The sequence below is a fragment of the Streptococcus sp. 1001283B150225_161107_H12 genome (assembly GCF_015552665.1).
Lineage (GTDB): Bacteria > Bacillota > Bacilli > Lactobacillales > Streptococcaceae > Streptococcus.
The window spans coordinates 26863-53092 of sequence record NZ_JADNFC010000005.1; the positions used below are offsets into that span (position 1 = coordinate 26863).

The following is a 26230-nucleotide window of genomic DNA, read 5'->3' on the forward strand; positions in this document are numbered from 1 at the left end:
TAATTAGTCATGGAACTTCTACGAAGTTCGCTGACGTCCGTACTCACCTAAGGAAAGTTTTTCAGAAGACTTTATTTTCCATCTGAGCAGGCTTTGAAAAAGCCTGCTTTTTATAATGTGACAGCAAGAAAAGGTAAATTAAATCGTCAGACTTTTTACAGATTTTCTCTTTTCCGTTGAAATTCTATCTAAAGATAGGGATTTATGATAAAATAAAGTGTTACAACTAAAGGTATGAATAAAGGAAGGCTATGCGCAAAGAAATATCCCCTGAATTATTTAATTACAATAAATATCCCGGACCGGAATTTCGTCTGGTTGGCAGTCAAGTGCTAGCAGAACAATTGACATTTGAGCTGGTTGAGAATCAAAATGATGCCTTTGATGCGACGGTCTTTGGCCAGCGTTTTTCAGAGGTTTTGACCAAATTTGATTACATTGTCGGTGATTGGAGCAATGAACAGTTGCGTCTACGTGGCTTCTATAAAGATGATCGCCCTGTCACAGATGCAGAGAAAATCAGCCGTCTGGAAGATTATTTATTAGAATACTGTAGCTATGGCTGTGCTTATTTTGTCCTAGAAAATGCAGAACCCCGTCGAGCATCCTTTGACAAGAAATCTTCTCCTAAACAACAGGAAGAAGGGAACCGTTCTGCTAAGCGTGGCGGTCGTCAAAATCGCCGGAATCGTTCTAAAAATCAGTCACGGGAACGTGAACAAGAGCAAAAACAAAAGACTTCTCAACCAAAGAAAAAGAACCGTCAGCGGTCTAGAAAAAAAGATGCACAGGGTGAGCAAGAACGCCACTTTGTCATCCGTCAAAAGTAAAGAGAGAAAAGAGATAAGATGAAACCTTCAATTTATGGCTTGACTCGACAAGAACTGATCGAGTGGGCAGAAGAAAATGGTGAAAAGAAATTCCGAGCGACCCAAATCTGGGAATGGCTCTATCGCAAACGCGTCCAGTCATTTGAAGAAATGACCAACCTATCGAAGGACTTGATTGAAACCTTGAACGACCAGTTCGTGATTAATCCTTTGAAACAACGAATCGTGCAAGAGTCGGCAGATGGGACTGTCAAATACCTCTTTGAATTGCCAGATGGCATGTTGATCGAGACAGTATTGATGCGTCAACACTACGGCTTGTCAGTCTGTGTCACCACTCAGGTAGGGTGCAACATCGGCTGTACCTTCTGTGCATCTGGTTTGATCAAGAAACAACGCGATTTGAACAGTGGGGAAATCGTTGCCCAAATCATGTTGGTTCAAAAATACTTTGACGAACGTGGACAAGATGAACGCGTCAGCCACATCGTTGTGATGGGAATTGGTGAGCCGTTTGACAACTACAAGAATGTCTTGAGCTTTGTCCGTACGGTCAATGATGACAAGGGGTTGGCTATCGGTGCCCGCCACATTACCGTTTCAACGTCTGGCTTGGCTCATAAGATTCGTGATTTTGCCAATGAAGGGGTTCAGGTCAATTTGGCAGTATCCCTGCATGCTCCAAACAATGACTTGCGTTCTAGCATCATGAAAATCAACCGGGCCTTCCCGATTGAGAAATTATTTGCGGCCATTGAGTACTATATCGAAACGACCAACCGTCGGGTGACCTTCGAGTACATCATGCTCAACGAAGTCAATGATGGTGTTGAGCAAGCCTTGGAATTGGCAGAACTCCTCAAAAAGATCAAGAAGCTATCTTATGTCAACTTGATCCCTTACAACCCAGTTAGTGAGCATGACCAATATAGCCGGAGTCCAAGAGAGCGCGTGATGGCCTTCTATGACACCTTGAAGAAAAACGGAGTCAACTGCGTGGTTCGTCAAGAGCATGGTACGGATATCGATGCCGCTTGTGGACAATTGCGTTCTAATACGATGAAGAGAGACCGGGAGAAAGCCATTGTTGAAGAAGCTCAACCGTAACAACAGGCTGATAGAACAAGGGCAATTAACAAAAAAAGGAAGACAACTGCTACTAGGTGGCAGTTTCTTCTATTTTGTCCTGCTCTGCCTCATGTGTTTTCTTCCCCAGCGGCCTGAACCAGGGATGGAAACACCTGGGATTCAGCATTTTGGTCGTGTAGTCGTATTACTGATTCCCTTTAATTCTCTCATCAACCTAGGTCAAGTGACTAGTCTGCTCCAGCTGATCAAGGTGCTTGTACAGAATATAGCCAATATCTTTCTCTTGTTCCCTTTGGTTTTTCAACTATTGTGGCTCTGGCCTTGGCTAGGTACTAGGAAACGCGTCCTTTGCTTTAGTCTAGGGATGAGTGTGTGGATTGAGCTTAGTCAGATTGTGCTAGACCTCTTGTTTGATTTCAATCGGGTGTTTGAGATAGATGATTTGTGGACCAATACTCTGGGAGGCTACCTAGCCTATCTGTGTTTTAAATGGGTGCAAGCTTCTATGGGTAAGGATAATCTATTTTAGTTTGGACTAAAATCCGAACGATTGAATACGATTTCAAATTTTGGGTTGACAAAGTCAGAAGCGGGAGCTATAATAGCTTCAAGACATCAGAAAAGTAGAGGTTTTTCTCACTTCCAGGGAGCTTGTGGTGATTGCGAACAAGCAGTGGTGAATCTTGAAATGGGCTGATGCGTTTATGATGATGAATTTGAAACAATAAAAATTCGGTGAGCACACCTTATCGTGCACCCTGTTGTTAGACAGGTCAGAGATGTAGGAGAAAGACTATTTTCCTACAATGGAGGTGGCACCGCGGTATCGAATCGTCCTCACACAGATTTTTCTGTGTGAGGTTTTTTGTATCTCAAAGGGATCCAGTGAGACTGCAGCTCAAAGGACCATCGAGAGAAAAAATCATAAACAGAATTGAAAATATAGAAAAGAGGACACAATCATGACAGAAACTAAAGGATATTTCGGACAATTTGGTGGATCTTTCGTACCAGAACCCATTCAAAACTTGCTGGATCAATTAGAGGCAACTTTTGAACAATACAAAAATGACCCAGAATTTATCGCAGAATACAAACATTATTTGAAAGATTATTCTGGACGGGAAACTCCGCTCTACTTTGCGGAAAGTTTGACAGAACATTTAGGTGGGGCAAAAATTTATTTGAAGCGCGAAGATCTGAATCACCTAGGTTCGCACAAGTTAAATAACGTCTTGGGGCAAATCCTCTTGGCCAAACGCATGGGCAAAACGCGCGTGATTGCTGAAACAGGAGCTGGTCAACACGGTGTAGCTACAGCAGCTGCGGCAGCTAAGTTTGGCATGGCCTGTGATGTCTACATGGGGGCAGAAGACGTGGAACGCCAACGTCTCAATGTCTTCCGCATGGAAATGATGGGGGCAACCGTCCATGCGGTTGAAACAGGTACAAAGACCTTGAAAGACGCTGTTGATGCTGCTTTTGGAGCATGGATGGCGGATCTGGATGCTTTTTATGTCTTGGGTTCTGCCGTTGGACCTCACCCCTACCCAACCATTGTGCATGAATTCCAAAAGGTGATCAGTGAAGAATCTAAACGCCAAATCTTGGAAAAAGAAGGGCGTTTGCCGGATTATGTCATTGCCTGTGTTGGTGGGGGATCCAATGCCATTGGTGCCTTCTCCCAATATGTAGGTGATGAAGAAGTCAAATTGGTCGGAGTTGAAGCGGCAGGCCATGGTTTGGATACTGATCAGCACGCAGCGACCATGAGCAAGGGGACTATTGGAGTTGTCGATGGCATGAAGACCTATGCTGTCTTTGGAGAAGATGGAAAAGTAGCGCCAGTGTACTCAATCTCTGCTGGTTTGGACTACCCAGGGGTTGGTCCAGAGCATGCTTTCTTTAAAGACTCTGGTCGTGTCGAATATGTAGCTGCGACAGATGATGAAGCAGTTCAAGCTCTTCTTCTTCTCAGTAAGACAGAAGGGATCCTCCCAGCTATTGAAAGTTCCCACGCGATTGCAGAAGCTGTCAAACGTGCTCCACAATTGGACAAAGACAAGATTATCATCATCAATATTTCAGGACGTGGGGATAAGGATGTAGCTGCTATTGCAGATTATCTAGAAGCGAAAGCTACAAACTAAACAATCTTATCTGCTAAAAATTGTAAAAAAGAGTAAAGCATGATAACTCAGAAAAAGACAGGGAACGAAAGGAATCCGGTCTTTTTCTTTTTTAAAGAGAAAGACCAGGAGACCAATGAGGGAAGCCCCTTGCATGACTAGGAGGACTTGGGTAGCTGAGAGGGTCAAAGAAAAAGTAGCCAGTAAGAGAAAGTCCCCTGCTCCAATGCCAATGGAGTAAAGACAAGATAGAATTCCTAAGAAGAGAAAGACTCCCATTAAGAGGGTAGGACCGGTGCAAAGTAGGCAAAGAGTGTGGAGTATTAGCCAGAGAAGGAGAGGGTACTCCATGGAGCGCAAATCATAGATAGCCAAAACACAACTGCCAAGCAGAAGCAGGAGATGAGGAATGGGAAGAAAGCCCTGATAGCATAGCAAAAAAAGGAGGCCACTCCAGCCTTCAAAAAGGGCATACCAATAAGGAAGAGGACTCTGGCAGTAGCGACAACGGAATCGAAAAAGTACTTGTGAGAGAATGGGAATCAGGTCCAGAGGTCTTAAGGTCTGTTGGCAACGATCGCAGTGGCTTCTCGGACAGATGATGGAGCTTTCTGGAAAGCGGTCAATGACGAGCCCTAAAAAGGAGGCGATGCAGGCACCGACTGTAAAAAAATAAAAGTTAATCATACTTATATAATTCGTAAAAAAGATGACGAATAACGATTAGAACTGAAACAATTTTCTAACTTTTCTTATTTAAGCATTTTCTCTTGCATTTCTTAATTAGAAGGATTATAATATAACTAAATTAGAATAATTCTAAAAAAGGAGAATTTAGTTATGACAACAATTAAAAAAGAAGCAGCAAAAGATGTAGCAACATTTGCAACAATCAGCGAAGTAAGCAAGAGTTTAACCGATACAAAAGCGGTTTTGAATCAAGTGGTGGCAGACCTTTATGTCGCTCATATTGCCTTGCACCAAGTGCACTGGTATATGCGTGGCCGTGGTTTCCTCGTATGGCATCCAAAAATGGATGAGTACATGGAAAGCTTAGATGCGACTCTTGATGAAGTGAGTGAACGCTTGATTACCTTGGGTGGTGCCCCATACGCTAGCATGGTTGAGTTCTTGGAACACAGCAACATCCAAGAAGAAAAAGGTTCATTCGAACGCTCTATGGAAGAAAATTTGGGACGTGTCCTTTCTATCTTCCGCTACTTGGTAAGTCTTTATCAAAAAGCTTTGGATATCACAGATGCTGAAGGAGATGACGTGACCAACGATATCTTTGTTGGTGCAAAAGCTGAATTGGAAAAACATATCTGGATGATTGCCGCTGAATTGGGCCAAGCACCAGGTTTGTAATCTGAAAATAAACAAATGAGCCTTCCTTGCTTGGGAGGCTCATTTTTGTTTGGAAGTGATCTTTCCTGTAAATAAAACAGGGGCCATCTTGAAAATACTTGAAAGATTTGATAGAATAAGCACATGAAAACCCTGTACGACGTTCAACAATTTCTGAAAAAATTTGGAATCATTATTTATGTCGGAAAACGACTTTACGACATCGAATTGATGAAGATTGAATTGAAAAGGATCTATGACGCTGGGCTGATGGAAAAATTGGATTATCTAGAAGCAGAAGCCGTCTTACGTAGAGAACACGCACAGGAATTACGCTATTTAGAAGAGGAAAAAGAAAAGTGAGTTTAACAAATATTTTAGTATGGTTGATTGTTTTAGGGATGTTTGGCTGGATGGGCTACAATTACTTCCGTATCCGTCGTGCAGCAAAAATTGTCGACAATGCAGAGTTTGAAGAATTGATCCGCAAAGGCCAATTAGTGGACTTGCGTGATCCAAATGAGTTCCACGCTAAGCATATTTTGGGAGCTCGGAATATTCCTTCCAACCAGTTAAAAGTGAGTCTGTCTGCTCTTCGCAAAGATAAACCAGTCTTGCTCTATGAGAACAGTCGTGGGTCCCGTGTGACCAATGCGGCTCTCTTCTTGAAAAAACAGGGCTATAAAGATATCTATATCTTGTCCTATGGTTTGGATTCATGGGATGGGAAAGTCAAGACTAGTTAAAATCAAGGAACATTTTGCTAAAGACGCTTGATGCGCCATCATAAAATGATATTAATTTTAAGGAGTTTCTAGAAATTGCAAGAAAAGAATAACGCCTCACTTGTTATGGGGATCCTATCTATCATCCTTGCTTTTGTATTTCCATTAGTAAGTCCGATTTTGGGTATCCTAGGATTGGTCTTGGCAAGTTCAAATCAAAGAGAATCTGGACTAGACTATACCACAGAAAAAATTCTCTCTATTTTAGGAATTGTGCTTTCTGTAGTTAACTGTCTTATAGTCATCTCACAACTTTCGGGGATTAACTAAAACAAAAAAGCTTTAAAACTAAAGCTTTTTTTGTTTTATCCACTTTTCTCTAAGTAGTTTTTAATGATTTTCAATTCCTCTTGGTTCAAGGGGCGGTAATCACCTGTTGTTAGGTCGGGGTCTAATGAAAAATCTCCAAATTTGATTCGCTTGAGGCTAGTTACCTTGACACCGACAGAGAGAAACATCTTTTTCACCTGATGAAATTTCCCTTCAGACAGGGTGATCAGGGCCTGGCTTTCGGTAAGGCTGGAGTTAAGGATTTTTAGTTTGGCCGGCTTACACCTGGTCCCGTCTAAGAAGGTGATTCCTTCTTGAAATTCCTCTATATGAGCGGGTTCAAGAGGACCGTTGACTGTTACCGCGTATTCTTTTTCAATATGGTATTGGGGATGAAGGAGTTGGAAACCTAGAGGTCCATTGTCTGTGAGTAGGAGGAGTCCGGTCGTATCCCGATCCAGTCGACCGATAGGATAGGTCTTGGGGGTCCGGTCTTCTGCTCGGAGGAGATCCAACACTGTAGGATGTTGGGCATCCTTGGTAGCCGTCACTAGTCCTTGAGGTTTATGAAGAAGAAAATAGTGATGGGAACAGTCGGTAAGGATCCGATCCTTCCAGCGAACTTCTTGGAGACCTGTATCCACATTTTGGGATAATTTTGTTGCAGCAAGTCCGTCAACCAAAATCTGCCTTTTGGCTAGGCTTTGTTTGATTTCCTTGCGGGGAATTTGGTAGTGGGCCAGTAATTGATCTAATCTCATAAAAGACAGGATAGCATGAAATGGAGAGAAGCACAAGTATTCGGAAAAAGGATGAAGAAATGGGATAAAGAGGTGAAAGATTTTCATGAATAGAGTGGTTAGGAGTGGGAATGAGAAAGAAGGTTTTCGAAAGAAAGCATGAAAACATTTACACTTACTTGAGTTAAGTCATTTGCTTAAAATTGTGGTATAATCGTTCAGTTAGAAAATAAATTTTTGAATACAATAGAGGAAATCATGACAAAATTAAGAGAAGATATCCGTAATATCGCGATTATCGCCCACGTCGACCACGGTAAAACAACCCTCGTTGACGAATTGTTGAAACAATCTGAAACTCTTGACGCGCGTACAGAGTTGGCAGAGCGTGCAATGGACTCAAACGATATCGAAAAAGAGCGTGGAATCACCATCCTTGCGAAAAATACAGCCGTTGCTTACAACGGGACTCGTATCAACATCATGGACACACCAGGACACGCGGACTTCGGTGGAGAAGTTGAGCGGATCATGAAAATGGTTGACGGTGTTGTTTTGGTCGTAGATGCCTACGAAGGAACCATGCCGCAGACTCGTTTCGTATTGAAAAAAGCCTTGGAACAAGACCTTGTGCCAATCGTTGTAGTTAACAAAATCGATAAGCCATCTGCTCGTCCAGCAGAAGTAGTAGACGAAGTCTTGGAACTCTTCATCGAGCTTGGTGCGGATGATGACCAACTTGACTTCCCAGTTGTTTATGCATCAGCGATCAACGGAACATCTTCCTTGTCAGATGATCCAGCAGATCAAGAAAAGACCATGGCGCCAATCTTTGACACCATTATCGATCACATCCCAGCTCCAGTTGATAACTCAGATGAGCCACTTCAATTCCAAGTGTCTCTTCTTGACTACAATGACTTCGTAGGACGTATCGGTATCGGACGTATCTTCCGTGGTACCGTAAAAGTTGGGGACCAAGTAACCCTTTCTAAACTAGACGGCACAACGAAGAACTTCCGTGTTACGAAACTCTTTGGTTTCTTTGGTTTGGAACGTCGTGAAATCCAAGAAGCTAAAGCAGGTGACTTGATTGCCGTATCAGGTATGGAAGATATCTTCGTTGGTGAAACCATTACTCCAACAGATGCTATTGAAGCTCTTCCAGTTCTTCATATCGATGAGCCAACCCTTCAAATGACCTTCTTGGTCAACAACTCACCTTTTGCTGGTCGTGAAGGGAAATGGGTGACTTCTCGTAAGGTCGAAGAGCGCCTTCAAGCAGAATTGCAAACAGACGTTTCTCTTCGTGTAGAACCAACAGACTCACCAGATAAATGGACCGTTTCAGGACGTGGGGAATTGCACTTGTCTATCTTGATCGAAACCATGCGTCGTGAAGGATACGAGCTTCAAGTATCTCGTCCAGAGGTTATCATTAAAGAAATCGATGGTGTGAAATGTGAGCCGTTTGAACGTGTGCAAATCGACACACCAGAAGAATACCAAGGGTCTGTCATCCAAAGCCTTTCTGAACGTAAGGGTGAAATGTTGGATATGGTTGCAACAGGTAACGGTCAAACTCGTTTGGTCTTCCTTGTTCCTGCGCGTGGTTTGATTGGATACTCAACTGAATTCTTGTCAATGACTCGTGGTTACGGGATCATGAACCATACCTTTGACCAATACTTGCCATTGATTCCAGGGGAAATCGGTGGTCGTCACCGTGGTGCCCTTGTTTCTATCGATACTGGTAAGGCAACAACCTACTCTATCATGTCTATCGAAGAACGTGGAACCATCTTTGTTAACCCAGGTACTGAGGTTTACGAAGGCATGATCATCGGTGAAAACTCTCGTGAGAACGACTTGACTGTTAATATCACGAAAGCTAAACAAATGACTAACGTTCGTTCCGCTACTAAGGACCAAACAGCGGTTATCAAGACTCCTCGTATCTTGACGCTTGAAGAATCACTCGAGTTCTTGAACGACGATGAGTACATGGAAGTAACACCTGAATCAATCCGTCTACGTAAACAAATCTTGAATAAGGCAGAGCGCGAAAAAGCAAACAAAAAGAAAAAATCAGCTGCAGCTGAATAAGGAATAAGAAAGGAGTGACAAAATGGTTTATTTAATTATAGGTATTTTGATCCTCCTTTTTTACCTTTTTGCAGCTCCAAAGAGCATCAGAGGAACTCTGAATGTAGTTACCCTAGTCGTATTATTGGTCTCTTTGGTCATCCTCCTTTGCTTAGCGATTTTCCAAATTTTCCAATTGCCTTCAGAATTTTTTGTGGGCGCCTTCCTTGCTTTTGTAGGCTACCTGGCCCTCGTTGATATTTCGCGATTGCCGACCAAGTCTTCTAAACGCCTGGATAAATCAGAATAAACTGGAGAGCTTGTCTCCATAAAATAGAGTTGTTGTGATATAAAATCATGGCGACTCTTTTTTTATGACAGATGGTGAAGCGGTCATTTTTATACGTGTTGCTTCTTTTGCTGTCTTTAGACTTTTTAATTTGTCTAAAAAAGGGTAAAATAGAAGGTGAACAAATTGGAGAGAAAAATGCTATGAACGTCATTGAAACATTTAAAAATAAAAAAGTCCTTGTTTTAGGATTGGCTAAGTCTGGAGAATCTGCAGCACGACTACTCGATCGCCTAGGAGCTATCGTAACGGTGAATGATGGCAAAGCCTTTGAAGAAAATCCTGCAGCCCAAAGCTTGCTGGAAGAAGGGATCAAAGTTGTGACAGGAGGACATCCTCTGGAACTCTTGGATGAAGACTTTGCGGTGATGGTGAAGAACCCTGGAATTCCTTACACGAATCCTATGGTTGAACGGGCCCTTGAAAAAGGCATTCCTGTTTTGACCGAAGTTGAATTGGCCTACCTCATTTCAGAAGCGCCCATCATCGGAATCACTGGTTCAAACGGAAAAACAACCACCACTACCATGATTGGAGAAGTATTAACGGCTGCTGGACAAAACGGTCTCTTGTCTGGAAATATTGGTTTTCCAGCTAGTCAAGTCGCTCAAACAGCGACAGCGAAAGACACATTGGTAATGGAATTATCTTCCTTCCAATTGATGGGGATTGAAGCCTTTCACCCAGAAATCGCAGTCATTACCAATTTGATGCCGACCCACTTGGATTACCATGGATCTTTCGAAGGCTATGTAGCTGCAAAATGGGCGATTCAAAAGAATATGACTGCCAAGGATTTTGTAGTACTAAACTTTAACCAAGATCTAGCCAAAGACTTGGCTCAGCAAACAGAGGCTACTGTGGTGCCATTTTCAACCCAAGAAAAGGTAGACGGAGCTTATTTAGAGGACGGTGTCCTTTACTTCCGAGGTGAAGCCGTTATGCGAGCAGATCAAATTGGAGTACCAGGTAGCCACAATGTAGAAAATGCTTTAGCTACTATTGCAGTGGCCAAACTTCGTGGCGTTGACAATCAAACTATCCAAGAAACCTTATCAGCCTTTGGCGGGGTGAAGCACCGCTTGCAGTATGTAGCTGAGATTGAAGGGGTGAAATTCTACAATGATAGCAAGTCTACCAACGTCTTAGCAACCCAAAAAGCCTTGTCTGGATTTGATAATGCTCATGTCATCTTGATCGCTGGTGGCTTGGACCGAGGCAATGAGTTTGACGAATTGGTGCCAGATATTACTGGTCTTAAAAAGATGGTCATCCTTGGAGAGTCTGCTGAACGGGTGAAACGAGCAGCGGATCAAGCGGGTGTTGCCTATCTAGATGCGGCGGATGTGGCAGATGCAACGCGCAAAGCCTTTGAAATAGCTGAGCCAGGTGATATCGTCTTGCTTAGTCCAGCCAATGCCAGCTGGGATATGTACGCGAATTTCGAAGTGCGAGGCGATGAGTTCCTTAAAACAGTAGAAGAGTTGAAAAAATAATATGAAAAAAATAGTATTTACAGGGGGAGGTACAGTTGGGCATGTGACCTTGAACCTTCTCCTCATCCCTCGCTTCATCGAGGATGGTTGGGAAGTTCATTATATTGGGGACAAGAAAGGGATTGAGCACCAAGAGATTTTGAAGTCTGGCTTGGACATCCATTTCCATTCGATTGCGACGGGCAAGTTGCGCCGTTATTTCTCTTGGCAAAATATGTTGGATATCTTCAAGGTCTTCTGGGGAATTCTCCAATCGATTTGGATTATGCTTCGTGTACGGCCGCAGGTTTTGTTTTCTAAAGGAGGATTCGTTTCAGTTCCTCCGGTAGTGGCTGCGCGACTCTGTTTTGTTCCTGTATTGGTCCATGAATCCGACCGTTCCATGGGCTTGGCCAATAAAATTGCTTATAAGTTTGCGACAAAAATGTTCACAACCTTTGAGCAGCCGAAAAGCCTAGTGAAAGCCCAACATGTGGGAGCTGTGACCAAGGTTCATCAGGAAGCCCTTCCAACCCCAGTAGAATTGGAAGCAGTATTTGCTCAATTTGATCCACAGTTGCCAACCCTCCTCTTTGTGGGTGGCTCTGCTGGCGCGCGAGTGTTCAATGAGTTTGTCACAAAAAATCGAGAAGCCTTGTTGGCAAGCTACAATGTCATTAATTTGACAGGGGACTCTTCCTTGAATGAACAAGCACCTCATCTTTATCGCGTGGATTACGTGACGGATCACTATCTTCCTTTGCTTCACCAGGCAGATTTAGTGGTGACTCGTGGAGGTGCCAATACGATTTTTGAACTCTTGGCCATGGATAAGCTCCATATCATCGTTCCCCTAGGGAAAGAAGCTAGTCGGGGAGATCAGATTGAAAATGCTCAATATTTTGTGGAAAAAGGCTATGCAGAAACCATCACCGAGCCAGAATTGAGCATGGATCGGTTGCAAGAAACGATGGATAAAATGTTCCAAGGGGCAGAAAGCTATCATCAAGCGATGAAGGCTTCGAATGAATTGCTTTCCTTGGATGAATTTTACAGTCTAGTCCATCAAGAAATTAATAAAAGGAAAAAATGACGGATAAGAAGAACCAAAAAACTCCTAAGGAAGTCACTAAGCTCTCTGAATGGCAGAGACGAAACCAGGAGTATCAAAAAAAGAAACAATTAGAAGAGCAAGAAGAAAAAGAAAAGAAGGCACAAGAAGAGAAGGAAAGACAGGAACTTCTGAATCAAAAAACTCCCTCTGAAGAATTAAATGCAGAAGAGCAAGATACCGAGACTGCAGAAGAAGAAAAAGAGAAGGAGGCTAATCTGGCTGAGGAGGAAGTGCAAGAAACTCTTCCTGACGAAATAGACGAAGAGGATGAAGAAGAAAAAATCATCTACCTAACAGAGCCTTCAGAAGAAATGTTCGAAGAAGAGGAACTAGCGAAGAAGGCCAAAAAGGAAGGTCAGATTGCGAGACGTCACATCTATCGAGCTATTCCTGTTTTGGTGATCAGTACCTTGATTGCAGTCTTTTCTGCCTACCTTTTAACACCCTTAGCTAAGCAAAAAATCATCGAATTCTCAGGGAATAAAAATGCGGATCAGACCTTGTTGTTTGAAAAAAGCCGCATCCAAGATCGGGATTATACCTTGACAACCTTTTTAAATCGGGACCGTTATCTTGCCAATATGAAGGCGGCAAGTCCATGGGTCAAAGATATTTCGATGACTTATGCCTTCCCTACGACGTTTAAGGTTCAGGTTGAGGAATACCAGGTCTTTGGTTACTATGTGACGGAGGAAGATCACTATCCTATATTAGAGAATGGGGAAGTGGTAGAGACACCAGTTGCTGCGGATCAGCTTCCTAAGACTTACCTAGCCGTTCGTTTTTCTGATCGAGAATTGGTCCGACAATTCGTCAAACAATTGGGGAAAATACCATCTTCTGTGCGCGATAAAATTGAGTCAGTGGACTTGACACCGAGCAAGGTGACTAAGGATTTGGTGACACTGACCATGAAGGATGGCACTAAGGTCCTAGTACCGGTATCTCAAATCAAGCGTAAATTGCCATATTACCATCAAATTCGCAAGCTAATTGAAGATGACAGTGTCATTGATATGGAAGCCGGTATATATAGTTACAATGCAGAAACAATGGCCACTTTAGCTCAGGAAAAGAAAGAAAAAGAAGAAGGGGAAGGGAACAAAACAGAAGAAGCTGATGCTAACTCGACAGATTCTGATGAGAGTGCAGTCGTAACCGAGCAACACGAAGAAGTTCCCGCTGAGTAAACCCTCATAAATTATCTGAAATAAATAGAGAAAATATGCCCACTATGGGCATTTTTGTGTTATAATGAAATTTGGATAGTTCTAACTAAAATGGAGCTATTAATTGACGTATAGGAAAACAAAAGAGAGAGGACTGGTGTAATGGCTAGAAACGGCTTTTTTACAGGTTTAGATATCGGTACTAGTTCAATAAAAGTATTGGTGGCAGAACATGTCAATGGAGAAATGAATGTAATTGGAGTCAGCAATGCAAAAAGTGCTGGCGTCAAAGATGGAATTATTGTTGATATTGAGGCTGCTTCTAATGCGATTAAAAGTGCAGTAAGCCAAGCAGAAGAAAAAGCAGGAATTTCAATCAATCTTGTTAACGTTGGGTTGCCAGCGAACCTTCTTCAAATTGAAGCAACTCAAGGAATGATTCCTGTAACCAGTGATTCAAAAGAAATTACGGATGCAGACGTTGAAAATGTTGTCAGATCTGCTTTGACAAAGAGTATGACTCCAGACCGTGAAGTCATTACCTTTATTCCAGAAGAGTTCACAGTTGATGGTTTCCAAGGAATCCGCGATCCACGTGGAATGATGGGAATCCGTTTGGAAATGCGTGGTCTCTTGTATACTGGTCCTAGAACTGTCCTCCATAATTTACGGAAAACAGTTGAACGTGCTGGTTTGCAAGTTGAGAACATCATTATTTCACCACTTGCAATGATTAAGTCTGTATTGAACGAAGGAGAACGTGAGTTTGGTGCGACCGTCATTGATTTAGGTGGAGGACAAACGACAGTAGCTTCTGTTCGAAATCAAGAACTTCAATTTACAAATATCTATCAAGAGGGTGGCGATTACGTTACCAAAGATATTTCTAAAGTATTGAAGACTTCTCAAAAATTAGCAGAAGGCTTGAAGTTCAACTATGGAGAAGCTTATGTTCCATCAGTTGGTGACGAAGTCTTCCATGTTGAGGTGATTGGTGAAGTAGAACCTGTCCAAGTATCTGAAAAATATTTGGCAGAGATTATTTCAGCTCGGATCAAACACATCTTTGACCAAATCAAACAAGATCTTGAAAGAAGACATTTGCTTGATTTGCCTGGAGGAATTGTCATCATTGGTGGTGGCGCTATTCTCCCTGGTATTGAAGAATTGGCGCAAGAAGTCTTTGGTGTAAATGTGAAATTGTACGTTCCAAATCAAATTGGAATCCGCAATCCAGCTTTTGCCCACGTGATTAGCTTGTCTGAATATGCTGGAAATCTCACAGATGTAGATATTCTTGCTCAGGCTGCTGTACATGGAGATCAACGTCTTCGTCAGCAACCAGTTCAGTTTGAACGACCAGTACAGCAACCGGTTGTTCCAACATATGTACCGGAAGAAATTGAGCCTGTAGTTAACGTCGAGCAACAACATCCAGTTGAAGAACAAAAACAAGAAGAAAAAACTACCTTTACAGACCGAATGAAGAATTTAATCGGTAATATGTTTGATTAAGGAGTGTAAGTATTTATGACATTTTCATTTGACACAGCAGCGGCACAAGGTGCAGTTATTAAAGTAATCGGTGTCGGTGGCGGTGGCGGTAATGCCATCAACCGCATGATTGACGAAGGAGTTGCTGGTGTAGAATTCATCGCAGCAAACACAGACGTACAAGCACTTTCAAGTGCAAAAGCAGAAACAGTTATCCAATTGGGTCCTAAGTTGACTCGTGGATTGGGTGCTGGAGGTCAACCTGAGGTTGGTCGTAAAGCCGCAGAAGAAAGTGAAGAAGTATTGACAGAAGCTTTGCAAGGTGCAGACATGGTCTTCATCACTGCAGGGATGGGTGGAGGATCTGGTACAGGTGCTGCACCAGTCATCGCTCGTATTGCCAAAGCTGTTGGTGCCTTGACAGTAGCCGTTGTAACTCGTCCTTTCGGATTTGAAGGAACAAAACGCGGAAACTTTGCAATCGAAGGGATCAATGAACTTCGCGAACATGTGGATACCTTGTTGATCATTTCCAACAACAACTTGTTAGAAATCGTAGATAAGAAAACACCACTTCTTGAAGCATTGAGCGAAGCCGATAATGTCCTTCGCCAAGGGGTTCAAGGGATTACTGACTTGATCACAAGCCCAGGATTGATCAACCTTGACTTCGCTGACGTGAAGACTGTTATGGAAAATAAAGGAAATGCCTTGATGGGTATTGGTGTAGGTAATGGTGAAGAGCGTGTCATTGAAGCAGCTCGTAAAGCTATCTACTCACCACTCCTTGAAACAACCATTGACGGTGCTGAAGATGTGATCGTCAACGTGACTGGTGGTTTGGATATGACCTTGATTGAAGCAGAAGAAGCTTCTGAAATTGTTAACCAAGCAGCTGGTCATGGCGTAAACATTTGGCTCGGTACATCTATTGATGAATCAATGAAAGATGAAATCCGCGTAACGGTTGTTGCAACTGGTGTTCGTCAGGATAAAGTTGAAAGAGTTAGTGGAATTGCATCTCATGCACCAAGTTCAGCACGTTATTACCAAACTGGACCACGTGAACAACGTCCACAAACTCCACAATTCGATCGCGAATTCGATTTGAAGGAAGAAATCGAAATGCCTTCTCCTCAATCACGTGCTAAACAAGAAACACCTCGTGGATCTGCGTTTGGAGATTGGGACATTCGTCGTGAAAACATTGTACGTCAGTCTGATACTAGCGCTGGTCGTCAAGTTGAACGCTATGTGGATTCTTCTTCAGAAGATGATGAGTTGGAAACACCACCATTTTTCCGTAATCGTTAAGAATGAATCTGATTGAAAATAAAGAGCGAATATTCTCGCAGGTTGCACAAGCAATGGAAACAGCAAACCGCACGGATCAGGTCAATGTGATTGCTGTTACTAAGTATGTTGGTATCGACCAAGCTAAGGCTTTGGTTGATACAGGAGTCTGTCATATCGGTGAAAACCGTGTTGATAAATTTCTAGAAAAATACCAAGCTCTAAAAGTTGAGGGACTGACCTGGCATTTGATCGGTAGTCTCCAACGTCGTAAAGTAAAAGAAGTTATCAATTATGTAGATTACTTCCATGCTTTAGATTCTATGAAGCTTGCCCAAGAAATTCAAAAAAGGGCGAGTCACCCAATTAAATGTTTTATACAAGTCAATATTTCTGGAGAGGAAAGCAAGCATGGATTTGCTCCTGAAGAGCTCGATGCGATTCTTCCTAAACTAGAAGGCTTGGATAACCTACAAATTGTTGGATTAATGACGATGGCTCCTTTTGAGGCAAGTCAGGACGAGTTGCAAGCCATATTTGCAGCAACTCACCAACTTCAAAAAGAATTACAAAAGAAACAGTTGAAAAATATGCCCTTTACAGAGTTAAGCATGGGAATGAGTCGTGATTATGATGTGGCGATTGCTAACGGTGCGACTTTTGTGCGAATTGGGACCTCATTTTTCAAATAGGAAAGAATTATGTCATTTAAAGATAGATTTGATCGATTGATTGATTATTTTACTGAAGATGGAGATGAGTACGATGTGCAAGAAGCGCCTGCTCAAGCAGTCGGAGCTAGCCAACCTGTAGCATCCCCTAAACCAGTACAACCATCATCAAAACCACGTCAAAAAGCTGTGGTAGCTGCCAAGGAGCAGAAACCTACTCCTGTTGCAGCTAGTCGTCCACAAGTAGCTTCTACAGCAGTGGTTGAATCAGCTTCATCTCAAAAATCATCTTCTGAAAATATTACTCGACTTCATCAACGTCAACAAGAGTTGGCAAGAAATCGTTCTGCTGCAGATGAAAAGATTACAATTGATGTTCGCTATCCTCGTAAATACGAAGAAGCAACTGAAATTGTTGACTTGTTGTTGGCAAACGAAAGTATTCTTATTGACTTCCAATATATGACTGAAGTTCAAGCAAGAAGATGTTTGGATTATTTGGATGGTGCTCGCTATGTATTAGCCGGGAATCTACGTCGTGTTGCGAGTACTATGTACTTATTAACACCAATCAATGTCGTTGTGAATATTGAAGATATTCGCCTTCCAAATGATGTCGAAGTTGCTGAGTACGACTTTGATATGAAACGAAATCGTTAATATGTTTGTCCTACAATTAGTTAGAAATTTCTTTCAGGTTTTTGAGCTAGTACTAATCATCTATGCTTTGCTTAGTTGGTTTCCAAATGCATCAGAATCGGCTTTAGCTAAAATGGTTCAACGGATCGTCGAACCATTTTTGAGCCTATTTAGAAAGATTCCTTTGCAATTTGGTGGGTTAGACTTTACAGTCATGTTTGCCTTACTTGCTCTATCCGTAGTGGAACGGTTTGTCCTTCAATTTTTGGTGCAATTTATATGACCAAGGGGTTTTATCAACACTATAGTCCAGAAGACCACGTCTTTATCGATCGAGTTCTAGAATTAGTAGCTCGGGTGGAGCAACAGTATAGTTTTGAACTGACTTCCTTTTTAAATCCACATCAGGTTGATATTTTACGACAAATCGGTGCCCACCACGGTTTGCAGGTGTTTTCAAGTGCAGAAATCTATCCTACAGAATATGCACGAGTGATTCTGGCTCCTAGCTACTATCAGTTAGAGGCATCTGATTTTGAAATTAGCCTGTTAGAAGTTCTTTATCCGGATAAGTTTTATCGGTTAAGTCACTCTCAAGTTTTGGGTTCGCTTCTCCATCAATTAGGCATAGAAAGAAAGTCTTTTGGTGATATTATAGTTGGACAAGGGAAGATTCATATCTATGTGGATGAACGTTTCTCCTCCTATTTCAAAGAGAATCTTAAGAAGATCGCAAAGGCATCTGTGAAGATTCGTGAGATTGACTGTCGAGAACCTATCACCGTAGATGAACCATCCAAACTCAAAGATCTATTGGTTACTAGTGTTCGACTTGATAAACTAGTAGCTTCTACCTTTAAACTTGCTCGGTCTTTAGCTGTTCAATTGGTTCAGTCGGGACAGGTAAAGGTAAACTATGCCACTATTGATAATCCTAGTCGGATGATCCAAGTAGCAGATTTAATTAGTGTTCGAAAGTATGGCCGATTTAAAATACTATCAGAAAATGGCCTATCAAAAAGTGGAAAATACAAATTAACGGTTGAAGTATTTTCCAGTAGAAAATAAGGAGGAACTATGGCACTTACAGCTTTAGAAATCAAAGATAAACGCTTTTATGTAAAATTTAGAGGCTACGATGCTAAAGAAGTTGAAGAGTTTCAAGACATGGTCTACCGAGACTATGAAAAATTAGTTCGTGAAAATCATGAATTGGAAACAAAAATTAGTGCGTTGGAAGAGCGCTTGAACTACTTTGACGAAATGAAAGACTCTTTGAGTCAATCAGTATTGATTGCTCAAGATACAGCAGAACGTGTGAAACATGCGGCAAATGAACGCTCAGAAACAATCGTTCGTCAAGCGGAGCAAGATGCACACCATTTAGTTGAAGAAGCAAAAGCAAAAGCAAATGAAATTCTTCGTCATGCTACAGACAATGCCAAGAAAGTTGCCGTAGAAACGGAAGAATTGAAGAATAAGACGCGTGTCTTCCACCAGCGTTTGAAATCAACTATCGAAAGCCAATTGAGCATCATTGATACACCAGAATGGGATGAAATTCTTCGCCCAACTGCTATGTATATTCAAACAAGTGATGAAGCTTTCCGTGAAGTAGTCGAAAAAGCTTTGGAAGAAACAGTTCATCATAACTACGATGATGAAGCAATTGATTTAACTCGTCAATTCTCACGCGCAGAAATTGAAGAATTGCAAAAACATATTGAAGCTGTAAACCGTGAATTGTCTGCGACTCAAGCTTTTGAAGGATTGAATGAAAAAGTTCAAGAAGCTTTGGAAGAAGCAGAAAAAAATCAGGTAGATCAAGATTCTATTGATGAAATTGTTGTAGAAACTCCTCTAGTTGCTGATATTGATGCACCAGAAGTGGAAGAACAACGGGAATCTGTTTCAATTTTATAATCTGTAAAAACAGTGATTTTATCAAATAGTTTTAGCGAGCAGGTGATGGTGGAAGACCTGTACTTCCTTTGATAGGATTGATCCTTTTACAAATCTTAGTGGTGAAATGAGTAACCACTAACGCTGGTCAGCGTTAGCGACAAAAGAGGAGAAAGAGAGGATTCTCTTTCTTGAATGAAGGTGGTACCACGACTTGTCGTCCTTTTTGGCGAGGTCGTGGTCTTTTATTTTGTATGATTATTTTTTAGAGGAGACACCATGAAACTCAAAGAAACACTGAATTTAGGGAAGACAGAGTTCCCTATGCGGGCTGGCCTGCCTACAAAAGAGCCAGTTTGGCAAAAAGAATGGGAAGAAGCAAAGCTTTACCAACGTCGTCAAGAATTGAACCAAGGAAAACCACATTTTACACTTCATGATGGCCCTCCCTATGCCAACGGAAATATCCACGTAGGACATGCTATGAACAAGATCTCAAAAGATATCATTGTTCGTTCTAAGTCTATGTCAGGTTTTTATGCACCTTACATCCCAGGTTGGGATACACACGGTCTGCCAATCGAGCAAGTCTTGGCTAAACAAGGTGTCAAACGCAAAGAAATGGACTTGGTTGAGTACTTGAAACTTTGCCGCGACTACGCCCTTTCTCAAGTAGATAAACAACGCGAAGACTTCAAACGTTTGGGTGTTTCAGGTGACTGGGAAAATCCTTATGTGACCTTGACGCCTGACTATGAAGCGGCGCAAATCCGTGTCTTCGGTGAGATGGCTAACAAAGGCTACATCTACCGAGGAGCTAAGCCAGTTTACTGGTCATGGTCATCAGAGTCAGCTCTTGCTGAAGCGGAAATCGAATACCACGACTTGGTTTCAACATCTCTTTACTATGCCAACAAGGTCAAAGATGGGAAAGGAGTCCTAGACACAGATACTTACATTGTTGTTTGGACAACAACTCCATTTACCATCACAGCTTCTCGCGGGTTGACAGTTGGTGCTGATATTGATTATGTCTTGGTGCAACCAGCTGGTGAATCTCGTAAATTTGTGGTCGCTTCAGAATTGTTAAACAGTTTGTCTGAGAAATTTGCCTGGGCGGATGTTCAAGTTTTGGCAACTTACCGTGGTTCAGAATTGAACCATATCGTGACAGAACACCCATGGGATACAGCAGTAGATGAACTCGTTATCCTTGGTGATCACGTTACAACAGACTCCGGTACTGGTATCGTCCATACAGCCCCTGGTTTTGGTGAGGATGACTACAATGTTGGTATTGCCAATGGTCTCGAAGTTGCTGTAACTGTCAACGAACGCGGTATCATGATGGCCAACGCGGGTGAGGAATTCGAAGGTCAATTCTACGACAAGGTTGTTCTGACTGTTATTGAAAAACTAGGTAACCTCCTTCTAGCTCAAGAAGAAATCTCTCACTCTTACCCATTTGACTGGCGTACGAAAAAACCAATCATCTGGCGTGCCGTGCCACAATGGTTTGCCTCAGTATCTAAATTCCGTCAAGAAATCTTGGATGAAATTGAAAAAGTCAAGTTCCACTCAGAGTGGGGTAAAGTCCGTTTGTACAATATGATTCGTGACCGTGGTGACTGGGTTATCTCTCGTCAACGTGCTTGGGGTGTCCCACTCCCAATCTTCTACGCTGAAGATGGCACACCAATCATGACAGCTAAAACCATCGAGCATGTGGCTCAACTCTTTGAAGAACATGGTTCCATCATCTGGTGGGAACGGGATGCCAAGGACCTCTTGCCAGAAGGATTTACCCATCCAGGTTCACCAAATGGTGAGTTCAAGAAAGAAACAGACATCATGGATGTATGGTTCGACTCAGGTTCGTCTTGGAATGGAGTTGTGGTCAACCGTCCAGAACTCAAATACCCAGCTGACCTTTATCTAGAAGGTTCAGACCAATACCGTGGTTGGTTCAACTCATCACTCATCACATCTGTAGCCAACCATGGTGTCGCACCATACAAACAAATCTTGTCACAAGGTTTTGCTTTGGATGGTAAAGGTGAGAAGATGTCTAAATCTCTTGGGAACACCATTGCTCCAAGCGATGTTGAAAAACAATTTGGTGCGGAAATCTTGCGTCTCTGGGTAACCAGTGTTGACTCAAGCAACGACGTGCGTATCTCTATGGATATCTTGAGCCAAGTTTCTGAAACTTACCGCAAGATCCGTAACACTCTTCGTTTCTTGATTGCTAACACATCTGACTTTAACCCAGCTGAGGATGCCGTGGCTTACGAAGAACTACGTTCCGTTGATAAGTACATGACTATCCGCTTTAACCAACTTGTTAAGACCATTCGTGATGCTTATGCAGACTTCGAATTCTTGACAATCTATAAAGCCCTAGTGAACTTTATCAACGTTGATTTGTCTGCCTTCTACCTTGACTTTGCCAAAGATGTTGTTTACATCGAAGGAGCTAAGTCACTTGAACGCCGTCAAATGCAAACAGTCTTCTATGATATCCTTGTGAAAATCACCAAACTCTTGACTCCAATCCTTCCTCACACTGCGGAAGAAATCTGGTCATATCTTGAGTTTGAAGCCGAAGATTTTGTTCAATTGTCAGAATTGCCAGAAGCTCAAACATTTGCCAACCAAGAAGAAATCTTGGACACCTGGTCAGCCTTCATGGACTTCCGTGGACAAGCTCAAAAAGCCTTGGAAGAAGCGCGTAACGAAAAAGTCATCGGTAAATCACTTGAAGCTCACTTGACCGTTTATCCAAACGAAGTTGTGAAAACTCTTCTTGGAGCTGTTGATAGCAATGTAGCACAACTCTTGATTGTCTCTGAATTAACTATCGCAGAAGGACCAGCTCCAGAAGCTGCAGTGGCCTTTGAAGATGTAGCTTTCACAGTTGAACGGGCTGCTGGTGAAGTTTGTGACCGTTGCCGTCGTATCGACCCAACAACTGCAGAACGCCACTACCATGCAACCATCTGTGATCACTGTGCAAGCATCGTTGAAGAGAACTTTGCAGACGCAGTTGCAGAAGGTTTTGAAGCAAAATAATAGATATCAAAAGAAGTTCCATAATGGAACTTCTTTTTGAATGCAGACAAACCATTTTTTTATAAAACAGCTGGATGATTTTCAAAAAATGACTTTCATATTTTAGTCATTTAAGAAGATAAAAAACTTTCCGCCGTGAGAAAAGTGCCTGAAACAACTGTGTTTCAGGCATTCGGGAGTTTTGAGAGTAAAACAGTTTGGGAAACTGTTTTAGCCTGAGCCCGGAAATTAAAGAGCGAGGGGGTTCAAAACTAATTGAACACGGGCTGCGGATTGTGTCAAAAAGATAAGTTCTCCTAGAATCTAAAGATTCTGCGTCAAACTTCCTATTTTGACTTTATCCACAAACGCCCTTCGTATCTTAATTAGTCATGGAAATTCGTAGAAGTTCGCTGACGTCCGTACTCACCTAAGGAAAGTTTCTAAAATTACTTTATCTTCAATCTGAAAGAAGCTCCGATTTGGAACTTCTTTTTTGGTGGCTAGAATGATGTATCGTGTCCATCGTCAGGGCAATAAAAAAGTAAGGCGGAATGGCCTTACTAAATAATTGGGAAAGAAATTTCAATCAGTTTATCGGAGTAGAGCGTTTTAATAGTGGATTGGTCGATGATTTTGAGATCAATCTTGCGTTTTAAAAAGAACTCACGAATTTTTTCAACTTCTGTTTCACGAATGGCACGGTGTTTGTTACTAATCAGCAATTCGTAATGAGTAGGAGCTTTGGTAAAGATAACATCGGTGTTACCAGCTGAATAGACCTCAACAAGGGTAGCATCGGTACTTTCTAATTGACTTTTGACCAAATTAGCATGACTATTTGTTGTATTCATAAGCTTCATGTGAGATCCTCCTAAGCTCTTTCTCCATTTATTATAGCACTTTTTTTTATTTTGTGAAAGAAGTCGCTTACAATTTTTGGGCAGATTTCCACATTTTGATTCCCCATTTATGGCTTCCTCTTTTTAACTTTTCAATGGCTTCGTCAATGGGGAACCAGGCCAGGTTATTGAAGTCCTCTAGCGGCTTTTGAGCTTCTACAAAGTCAGTTACTTCATAGATATAAGCAGGATTGTAGTAGTGAGTGTCGCGGTGACTGGAGTAGAAGTACTCATCTGCTTGTCCATAATACTCGCCGATGGTCGCAGTGAAGCCCAGCTCTTCGATCAGTTCGCGCTCGAGTGCCAATAAATGATCTTCTCCTGCCTCGATTTCACCACCTGGTAGGAACCAAGCCCCATTTGGAGCTTGGACTAGGATGATTTTGTCCTTTGCTGGATTTGGAATCACCGCATAGACTCCATAACGATTGACATAGTCAACATTTTCTTCTTTTGTTCCAAAAGTTGCAACAGTCATAATGATACTCGCTTCTTATTTTTTTATCATTATAACATAGATGGACATAAAAAGCAGTAGGAGATGAAAATAAGAGAGATTCCTGGTAGCTACTAGGAATCTCTCTGTGGAATGCGATTATTCAGTTACTTTTTCTGCTTCGTTCACAGGTTTGCTCTTTCCTTTGATGCTAATCTTCCCATTGCTGGTCATGACAGCCTTCAGATCTTTCTCACTAGGATTTTCTAGGTAGTAATCTGTAATGGCATCTTCAATATAGTCTTGAATGGTGCGACGAAGAGGACGTGCCCCCATTTTCGGATCGTAGCCCAAATCAACCAGTTTCTCCTTGACCTTATCGGTAACATCCAGGTGGATATCATTGTGGGCCAGGCGTTGGTTGACATCGTCTAACATGAGAGTGACGATTTGAAGGAGGTTTTCCTTAGACAAGGCTTTGAATTCAATGATGCCGTCAAAGCGGTTCATGAATTCTGGACTAAAGAAGTTCCCCAGTTCACCTAGGATAGAATTGGTACGACCTTCACGAGCCGCCCCAAAGCCGACATTAGCCTCCGCTTTTCCAGTTCCCGCATTGGAAGTCATAATGATAATGGTATCTTTGAAGCTCACCGTTCGGCCTTGTCCATCTGTCAAGCGCCCATCGTCTAAGACTTGGAGGAACATATGCATGACATCTGGGTGGGCCTTTTCGACCTCATCCAAGAGGATGAGAGAGTAAGGGTTGCGACGCACCTTTTCAGTCAGCTGGCCTGCTTCTTCATAGCCGACGTAGCCTGGAGGAGCACCGACCAATTTGGCAACGGCGTGTTTCTCCATATACTCACTCATATCAAAGCGAATCATACTGTCAGCAGAACCAAAGAGTTCGATGGCCAATTGCTTGGACAACTCGGTCTTCCCGACACCAGTTGGTCCAACAAAGAGGAAGCTACCAATTGGACGGTTTGGTGTTCCAAGCCCTACCCGGTTTCGACGGATGGCCTTAGCAATTTTTTCAACAGCCTCATCTTGGCCGATGACATGAGCTTTCAAATCAGCTGCCAAATTAATCAATTGGGATTGTTCTTTTTCTTTCAAATCGCCAACTGGGATATTAGTCTTTTGCTCGACGATGTGTTCGATGGTCTTTTCGCTAATGACTGGCGTATCTTGGTCAGTGACCTGTTGCCCTTGCATTTCTTTGTACTTAGCGATTTGGTCGCGGAAGTAGGCTGCCTTTTCAAAGTCTTCATCACGCGTCGCTTGAGCCTTGAGATTTTCGGCTTCAATTAAGCGTTGGTCAATGACTTTGGGATCGACAAAATTGAGGGTCAAGTTCATCTTAGAGCCGGCTTCGTCCAAGAGGTCAATGGCCTTGTCTGGCAAGAAGCGGTCTTGGATATAGCGATTGGAAAGGAGAGCCGCAGCCTCGATTGCACCATCAGTGTAGTGGACGTGGTGGTAGTCCTCGTATTTCTTTTGAATGCCTTTGAGGATGGTGATGGTTTCTTCCACTGTAGGTTCGTCGACCTTAACGGGTTGCATCCGGCGTTCAAGGGCAGCATCCTTCTCGATAATTCGGTATTCATTGAGGGTTGTCGCACCGACTAATTGCAATTCGCCACGAGCGAGGGCTGGTTTGAGGATATTTCCGGCATCCATATTGCCGTCTCCAGCAGATCCGGCACCGACAATTTCATGGATCTCATCGATAAACAAAATCACATCTTCCCGGCGACGGATTTCCTCCATCAATTGTTGCATGCGCTCTTCAAATTGCCCTCGGATCCCAGTTCCTTGAACCAGGCTGACAACGTCTAAGCGAATGACTTCCTTGCCTTGTAATTTGTGAGGGACATCCCCATCGACAATCTTTTGCGCTAGCCCTTCTACGACAGCTGTTTTTCCGACACCGGGTTCCCCAATCAGGACAGGGTTGTTCTTGGTCCGACGGTTGAGGATTTCAATGACACGAAGAATTTCATCGTCACGGCCAATGACCGGATCAATATCCCCACGGCGAGCAATTTCAGTAACGTTAATTCCAAACTCTTCTAGGAGGCCCTTTGGTTGTTGTTTGGCTTGGGGTCTGCTTGGTCCTGAAGAACGACCGTTTCCATTAGAACCATAGCCGTTTCCACCACCATAGCCTCCTCCAGATTGGGTCGGAGGAGTTTGGGGTTCTTGCGGAGCCTGGAAGTTTCCTAGTTGATTGAAGAAATCTTCAAAAGGATCCCGTCCTCCGCGATTTTGTTGGTTTAATCCTGCTAGTAGACTATTGTTAGGATCCGTTTTCATAATTTGATAGCAGTTCTGGCAAAGGTCTACTTGTTGTTGGTGGCCATTCACGTTCGTATAAAGATGAATGGTTGAATCATTGATTTTACAGTTTTGACAAAGCATTCTCTTACCTCTTTCTCTAGGGTAAAAAGTGTA

26 protein-coding genes and 2 other annotated features are annotated in these 26230 nt (G+C 42.5%); of the genes, 21 read left to right on the forward strand and 5 right to left on the reverse strand.

Annotation, left to right across the window (positions count from 1 at the left end; genetic code table 11):
* Positions 1–251: 251 nt before the first annotated feature.
* From I2C87_RS07715 to trpB, 4 genes are all read left to right on the forward strand, one after another.
* Positions 252–830, forward strand: coding sequence for a YutD family protein (locus I2C87_RS07715; RefSeq protein WP_125335204.1), 579 nt, complete (start codon positions 252–254; stop codon positions 828–830).
* An 18-nt stretch (positions 831–848) separates the two neighbouring features.
* On the forward strand, positions 849–1937 hold the full coding sequence (rlmN, locus tag I2C87_RS07720; RefSeq protein ID WP_006596799.1) for a 23S rRNA (adenine(2503)-C(2))-methyltransferase RlmN: 1089 nt from the start codon (positions 849–851) through the stop codon (positions 1935–1937).
* Positions 1915–2448 carry a VanZ family protein gene (locus I2C87_RS07725; RefSeq protein ID WP_195324460.1) on the forward strand — a complete coding sequence of 178 codons (534 nt, stop codon included), beginning with the start codon at positions 1915–1917 and terminating at the stop codon, positions 2446–2448. Before rlmN ends, I2C87_RS07725 begins: the two co-directional genes overlap by 23 nt.
* Positions 2449–2525: 77 nt before the next feature.
* Positions 2526–2761: a binding site (T-box leader), on the forward strand.
* Positions 2762–2881: 120 nt separating this feature from the next.
* Positions 2882–4069, forward strand: coding sequence for a tryptophan synthase subunit beta (gene trpB, locus I2C87_RS07730; protein ID WP_195324462.1), 1188 nt, complete (start codon positions 2882–2884; stop codon positions 4067–4069).
* Between the two features lie 6 nt (positions 4070–4075).
* On the opposite strand, the gene I2C87_RS07735 is transcribed toward trpB, so the two are convergent.
* On the reverse strand, positions 4076–4735 hold the full coding sequence (locus I2C87_RS07735; RefSeq protein ID WP_195324464.1) for a prepilin peptidase: 660 nt from the start codon (positions 4733–4735) through the stop codon (positions 4076–4078).
* A gap of 153 nt (positions 4736–4888) precedes the next feature.
* Between I2C87_RS07735 and I2C87_RS07740 the strand changes: the two genes are divergently transcribed.
* From I2C87_RS07740 to I2C87_RS07755, 4 genes are all read left to right on the forward strand, one after another.
* Positions 4889–5416 carry a Dps family protein gene (locus tag I2C87_RS07740; RefSeq protein ID WP_006596795.1) on the forward strand — a complete coding sequence of 176 codons (528 nt, stop codon included), beginning with the start codon at positions 4889–4891 and terminating at the stop codon, positions 5414–5416.
* Positions 5417–5539: 123 nt separating this feature from the next.
* On the forward strand, positions 5540–5758 hold the full coding sequence (locus tag I2C87_RS07745; RefSeq protein WP_006596794.1) for a YqgQ family protein: 219 nt from the start codon (positions 5540–5542) through the stop codon (positions 5756–5758).
* Between the two features lie 38 nt (positions 5759–5796).
* Positions 5797–6141 carry a rhodanese-like domain-containing protein gene (locus I2C87_RS07750; RefSeq protein ID WP_042361384.1) on the forward strand — a complete coding sequence of 115 codons (345 nt, stop codon included), beginning with the start codon at positions 5797–5799 and terminating at the stop codon, positions 6139–6141.
* Between the two features lie 75 nt (positions 6142–6216).
* Complete coding sequence (locus I2C87_RS07755) at positions 6217–6450, forward strand: hypothetical protein (RefSeq protein WP_195324467.1); 234 nt, start codon at positions 6217–6219, stop codon at positions 6448–6450.
* A 35-nt stretch (positions 6451–6485) separates the two neighbouring features.
* On the opposite strand, the gene I2C87_RS07760 is transcribed toward I2C87_RS07755, so the two are convergent.
* Positions 6486–7211 carry a 16S rRNA pseudouridine(516) synthase gene (locus tag I2C87_RS07760; RefSeq protein ID WP_195324469.1) on the reverse strand — a complete coding sequence of 242 codons (726 nt, stop codon included), beginning with the start codon at positions 7209–7211 and terminating at the stop codon, positions 6486–6488.
* A 237-nt stretch (positions 7212–7448) separates the two neighbouring features.
* Between I2C87_RS07760 and typA the strand changes: the two genes are divergently transcribed.
* The 13 genes from typA to ileS all read left to right on the forward strand — a co-directional run bounded on the left by typA (position 7449) and on the right by ileS (position 22453).
* The gene (typA, locus tag I2C87_RS07765) at positions 7449–9296 is read left to right on the forward strand and encodes a translational GTPase TypA (protein ID WP_048715791.1); all 1848 of its coding nucleotides are present in this window, start codon (positions 7449–7451) and stop codon (positions 9294–9296) included.
* Positions 9297–9318: 22 nt separating this feature from the next.
* A complete protein-coding gene (locus I2C87_RS07770) occupies positions 9319–9585 on the forward strand; it encodes a DUF3165 family protein (protein ID WP_023026447.1) in 267 nt (88 codons plus the stop codon).
* 182 nt (positions 9586–9767) lie between these two features.
* Complete coding sequence (gene murD / locus I2C87_RS07775; protein ID WP_195324471.1) at positions 9768–11120, forward strand: UDP-N-acetylmuramoyl-L-alanine--D-glutamate ligase; 1353 nt, start codon at positions 9768–9770, stop codon at positions 11118–11120.
* 1 nt (position 11121) lies between these two features.
* Entirely contained in the window at positions 11122–12192 is a 1071-nt protein-coding gene (locus I2C87_RS07780; protein WP_195324472.1) for a UDP-N-acetylglucosamine--N-acetylmuramyl-(pentapeptide) pyrophosphoryl-undecaprenol N-acetylglucosamine transferase, read from the forward strand.
* Positions 12189–13403 (forward strand): cell division protein FtsQ/DivIB, encoded by a 1215-nt coding sequence (locus I2C87_RS07785; RefSeq protein WP_195324474.1) that lies wholly within the window; start codon positions 12189–12191, stop codon positions 13401–13403. Before I2C87_RS07780 ends, I2C87_RS07785 begins: the two co-directional genes overlap by 4 nt.
* A 141-nt stretch (positions 13404–13544) precedes the next feature.
* The gene (gene ftsA / locus I2C87_RS07790; RefSeq protein WP_048715783.1) at positions 13545–14897 is read left to right on the forward strand and encodes a cell division protein FtsA; all 1353 of its coding nucleotides are present in this window, start codon (positions 13545–13547) and stop codon (positions 14895–14897) included.
* Between the two features lie 15 nt (positions 14898–14912).
* On the forward strand, positions 14913–16190 hold the full coding sequence (ftsZ, locus tag I2C87_RS07795; RefSeq protein ID WP_195324476.1) for a cell division protein FtsZ: 1278 nt from the start codon (positions 14913–14915) through the stop codon (positions 16188–16190).
* A 2-nt stretch (positions 16191–16192) separates the two neighbouring features.
* Positions 16193–16861 (forward strand): YggS family pyridoxal phosphate-dependent enzyme, encoded by a 669-nt coding sequence (locus tag I2C87_RS07800; protein WP_195324478.1) that lies wholly within the window; start codon positions 16193–16195, stop codon positions 16859–16861.
* Positions 16862–16870: 9 nt separating this feature from the next.
* Positions 16871–17500, forward strand: coding sequence for a cell division protein SepF (sepF, locus tag I2C87_RS07805; RefSeq protein WP_048715778.1), 630 nt, complete (start codon positions 16871–16873; stop codon positions 17498–17500).
* A 1-nt stretch (position 17501) separates the two neighbouring features.
* A complete protein-coding gene (locus tag I2C87_RS07810; protein WP_006596781.1) occupies positions 17502–17762 on the forward strand; it encodes a YggT family protein in 261 nt (86 codons plus the stop codon).
* Positions 17759–18547 carry an RNA-binding protein gene (locus I2C87_RS07815; RefSeq protein WP_195324480.1) on the forward strand — a complete coding sequence of 263 codons (789 nt, stop codon included), beginning with the start codon at positions 17759–17761 and terminating at the stop codon, positions 18545–18547. The genes I2C87_RS07810 and I2C87_RS07815 overlap by 4 nt, the downstream gene beginning before the upstream one ends.
* Before the next feature lie 9 nt (positions 18548–18556).
* A complete protein-coding gene (locus I2C87_RS07820; RefSeq protein ID WP_154852217.1) occupies positions 18557–19402 on the forward strand; it encodes a DivIVA domain-containing protein in 846 nt (281 codons plus the stop codon).
* Positions 19393–19609, forward strand: a binding site (T-box leader). (Overlaps the previous gene by 10 nt.)
* Before the next feature lie 51 nt (positions 19610–19660).
* Positions 19661–22453 carry an isoleucine--tRNA ligase gene (ileS, locus tag I2C87_RS07825; RefSeq protein WP_195324482.1) on the forward strand — a complete coding sequence of 931 codons (2793 nt, stop codon included), beginning with the start codon at positions 19661–19663 and terminating at the stop codon, positions 22451–22453.
* A 542-nt stretch (positions 22454–22995) separates the two neighbouring features.
* On the opposite strand, the gene I2C87_RS07830 is transcribed toward ileS, so the two are convergent.
* The 3 genes from I2C87_RS07830 to I2C87_RS07840 all read right to left on the reverse strand — a co-directional run bounded on the left by I2C87_RS07830 (position 22996) and on the right by I2C87_RS07840 (position 26197).
* Positions 22996–23295 (reverse strand): DUF1827 family protein, encoded by a 300-nt coding sequence (locus I2C87_RS07830; protein ID WP_125329687.1) that lies wholly within the window; start codon positions 23293–23295, stop codon positions 22996–22998.
* Positions 23296–23362: 67 nt separating this feature from the next.
* Positions 23363–23812 carry an NUDIX hydrolase gene (locus I2C87_RS07835; protein ID WP_154852224.1) on the reverse strand — a complete coding sequence of 150 codons (450 nt, stop codon included), beginning with the start codon at positions 23810–23812 and terminating at the stop codon, positions 23363–23365.
* A gap of 117 nt (positions 23813–23929) precedes the next feature.
* Complete coding sequence (locus I2C87_RS07840) at positions 23930–26197, reverse strand: ATP-dependent Clp protease ATP-binding subunit (RefSeq protein ID WP_195324484.1); 2268 nt, start codon at positions 26195–26197, stop codon at positions 23930–23932.
* Between the last annotated feature and the right edge of the window lie 33 nt (positions 26198–26230).

Coding starts and splice junctions, on each gene's coding strand:
- I2C87_RS07715 (WP_125335204.1), top strand. CDS start 252: ATGCGCAAAGAAATATCCCCTGAATTATTTAATTACAATAAATATCCC.
- rlmN (WP_006596799.1), top strand. CDS start 849: ATGAAACCTTCAATTTATGGCTTGACTCGACAAGAACTGATCGAGTGG.
- trpB (WP_195324462.1), top strand. CDS start 2,882: ATGACAGAAACTAAAGGATATTTCGGACAATTTGGTGGATCTTTCGTA.
- I2C87_RS07735 (WP_195324464.1), bottom strand. CDS start 4,735: ATGATTAACTTTTATTTTTTTACAGTCGGTGCCTGCATCGCCTCCTTT.
- I2C87_RS07740 (WP_006596795.1), top strand. CDS start 4,889: ATGACAACAATTAAAAAAGAAGCAGCAAAAGATGTAGCAACATTTGCA.
- I2C87_RS07745 (WP_006596794.1), top strand. CDS start 5,540: ATGAAAACCCTGTACGACGTTCAACAATTTCTGAAAAAATTTGGAATC.
- I2C87_RS07750 (WP_042361384.1), top strand. CDS start 5,797: ATGTTTGGCTGGATGGGCTACAATTACTTCCGTATCCGTCGTGCAGCA.
- I2C87_RS07760 (WP_195324469.1), bottom strand. CDS start 7,211: ATGAGATTAGATCAATTACTGGCCCACTACCAAATTCCCCGCAAGGAA.
- typA (WP_048715791.1), top strand. CDS start 7,449: ATGACAAAATTAAGAGAAGATATCCGTAATATCGCGATTATCGCCCAC.
- I2C87_RS07770 (WP_023026447.1), top strand. CDS start 9,319: ATGGTTTATTTAATTATAGGTATTTTGATCCTCCTTTTTTACCTTTTT.
- murD (WP_195324471.1), top strand. CDS start 9,768: ATGAACGTCATTGAAACATTTAAAAATAAAAAAGTCCTTGTTTTAGGA.
- I2C87_RS07780 (WP_195324472.1), top strand. CDS start 11,122: ATGAAAAAAATAGTATTTACAGGGGGAGGTACAGTTGGGCATGTGACC.
- I2C87_RS07785 (WP_195324474.1), top strand. CDS start 12,189: ATGACGGATAAGAAGAACCAAAAAACTCCTAAGGAAGTCACTAAGCTC.
- ftsA (WP_048715783.1), top strand. CDS start 13,545: ATGGCTAGAAACGGCTTTTTTACAGGTTTAGATATCGGTACTAGTTCA.
- ftsZ (WP_195324476.1), top strand. CDS start 14,913: ATGACATTTTCATTTGACACAGCAGCGGCACAAGGTGCAGTTATTAAA.
- I2C87_RS07800 (WP_195324478.1), top strand. CDS start 16,193: ATGAATCTGATTGAAAATAAAGAGCGAATATTCTCGCAGGTTGCACAA.
- sepF (WP_048715778.1), top strand. CDS start 16,871: ATGTCATTTAAAGATAGATTTGATCGATTGATTGATTATTTTACTGAA.
- I2C87_RS07810 (WP_006596781.1), top strand. CDS start 17,502: ATGTTTGTCCTACAATTAGTTAGAAATTTCTTTCAGGTTTTTGAGCTA.
- I2C87_RS07815 (WP_195324480.1), top strand. CDS start 17,759: ATGACCAAGGGGTTTTATCAACACTATAGTCCAGAAGACCACGTCTTT.
- I2C87_RS07820 (WP_154852217.1), top strand. CDS start 18,557: ATGGCACTTACAGCTTTAGAAATCAAAGATAAACGCTTTTATGTAAAA.
- ileS (WP_195324482.1), top strand. CDS start 19,661: ATGAAACTCAAAGAAACACTGAATTTAGGGAAGACAGAGTTCCCTATG.
- I2C87_RS07830 (WP_125329687.1), bottom strand. CDS start 23,295: ATGAAGCTTATGAATACAACAAATAGTCATGCTAATTTGGTCAAAAGT.
- I2C87_RS07835 (WP_154852224.1), bottom strand. CDS start 23,812: ATGACTGTTGCAACTTTTGGAACAAAAGAAGAAAATGTTGACTATGTC.
- I2C87_RS07840 (WP_195324484.1), bottom strand. CDS start 26,197: ATGCTTTGTCAAAACTGTAAAATCAATGATTCAACCATTCATCTTTAT.